The 1,978-nt window shown below is 65.2% G+C and carries 1 protein-coding gene; it reads right to left on the minus strand.

Annotated features, from left to right (window positions below; translation table 11 throughout):
* Window positions 1-158 precede the first annotated feature (158 nt).
* Complete coding sequence (locus tag AUC71_RS10600) at window positions 159-1,745, minus strand: peptidoglycan D,D-transpeptidase FtsI family protein (RefSeq protein WP_069624240.1); 1,587 nt, start codon at window positions 1,743-1,745, stop codon at window positions 159-161.
* Window positions 1,746-1,978: the final 233 nt, after the last annotated feature.

Genomic DNA, 1,978 nt, shown 5'->3' on the forward strand with positions numbered 1-1,978 from the left:
CCGCGGCAAGGCCGGCGATGGGCATAGCGGCAAGCTTTGCGGGCAGTTCCGCCTCCGGCCCGATCAGCTCACCGAGAGTCATGTTCGATTGCCCGCAACTGCCTATTTTCCCTCGATAACTTCAAGGGCGTGCCCGAGCCAAGCTCGGGGGAAGTCTTCTAATAGGAGGCGGAAACCTTGGCGTCAAACCGGGACACCGTGTCCTCGAGCTTGGGCGGCACGCCGAGGATCGGACCGATCCGCGCCACGATCTTGCCGACAGTGGGCGCGGCGTTCCATCCGGCCGTGGCATAGCCTTTGGTGACGGCGACACGCTGGGGCTCGTCCAGCATGACGAGCACGACATATTGCGGATCGTCGGCCGGGAAAACGGAGAGGAAGCTGTTGAGCAGCGCCGAGTTCGAATAGCGCCCGCCGACCACCTTCTCGGCGGTGCCGGTCTTGCCGCCGACGCGGTAGCCCTCGGCATCGGCCTTCTTGCCGGTGCCCTTCACGACGTTCATGCGCATGAGCTTGAGAAGGGCGGCGCTCGTCGCAGGTTTCAGCACACGCTCGGACGATTGCATGGCCTCCTCACGCGAGCGCGGCAGGAAGGTCGGCTTCACAGCAATGCCGCCATTGACCAACGGCAGCGTTGCCGTGGCGAGTTGGAGCGGCGTGACCGAGAGTCCGTGGCCGAAGGCGATGGTCATGGTGTTCAGCTTCTGCCAGTGCTGCGGCACGATGGGCGCGGCGCTCGGCCCGAGCTCGGTCGTGACCGGATCCAGCAGGCCGAGCTTTTTGAGGAAGGCGCGGTGGCGCGGCACGCCCATTTGCACGGCCATCTTCGCGTGGGCGACGTTGGACGAATAGATGAAGGCTTCCGTCACGCTGAGCGGCCGGTGCTTACCGTGGAAGTCGCTGATGGTGAAGCCACCGAAACGGATCGGCCCCGTGGCGTCGTAGGTCGTGTTGAGATTGGCGAGCCCGAGGTCCAGCACGCCCGCCACGGTGAACACCTTGAACACCGACCCCATCTCGTAGACGCCGAAGCCGATGCGATTGATCTTCTCCTTATCGAGCGCCTGCTCGCGATGGTTCGGGTCGTAGTCCGGAAGCGAGGCGAGGCCGACAACCTCGCCGGAATGGACATCCATGACGATGCCGGCCGCCGCCTTGGCCTTGTAGGTATCGATCGCGCTCTTCAACTCTTCACGCAGCACGTGCTGCACACCGACGTCGAGCGAGACCGTCACGGCCTCATCGCCGGACTCCGTCGGCGCGTTCATCATGGTGAGCTGCGGATTGTTGTCCACGAACTTCTCGATGCCCGCGAGGCCTCGATTGTCCACGTCGACGAGCCCCACGACGTGATTGGCAGTGGCGCCGACGGGGTAGACGCGGCGGTACTCTTCGATGAAGCCGAGACCCGGCAAGCCCAGCTCATAGATCTTGGCCTGCTGCATCGGGGTCAACTCGCGCTTGATGCGCACGAAGCGGCCGCCGGCCGCGAGCCGCTTGCGTAGAGAGCCGGCATTGACGTCGCTGAGAACGCTCGCGACCTTCTCGGCGAGCTCATCGCGGTCGATGACGCGCTTCGGGTCGGCATAGAGCGTGGCACCTCGGATGTCGGTGGCGAGCAGCCGGCCGTTGCGGTCGAAAATATCGGGGCGGTGCACGGTGGTCGAAATGTCATAGACGCCGCCGGCGGCTTCCTCGGTGCCAGCGAAGCCGAGCGACACCAGCCGCCCGCCGATCAGAACCAAAGGCCGAGCGCGAAGCCGAGACAGGCTAAGCGGAAGCGATACCGGCAGCGGGCATGGTAGGCGCGCTGCGCGCGCGCTTCGGCCGGATCGGATTTATCGGTCTGGCGCAAGATCGTTCGGGTCCCGTCGTACTGGGCCTAAGGGCGGCAGCTTGGTGGACACAATGGGCGCGCCACCGCGCGCAGGTCGCGCTCGGTACCTCATCGAGGATGACAAGCTGCTGGGGATTCGCC

The sequence above is a fragment of the Methyloceanibacter marginalis genome, assembly GCF_001723295.1.
GTDB lineage: Bacteria > Pseudomonadota > Alphaproteobacteria > Rhizobiales > Methyloligellaceae > Methyloceanibacter > Methyloceanibacter marginalis.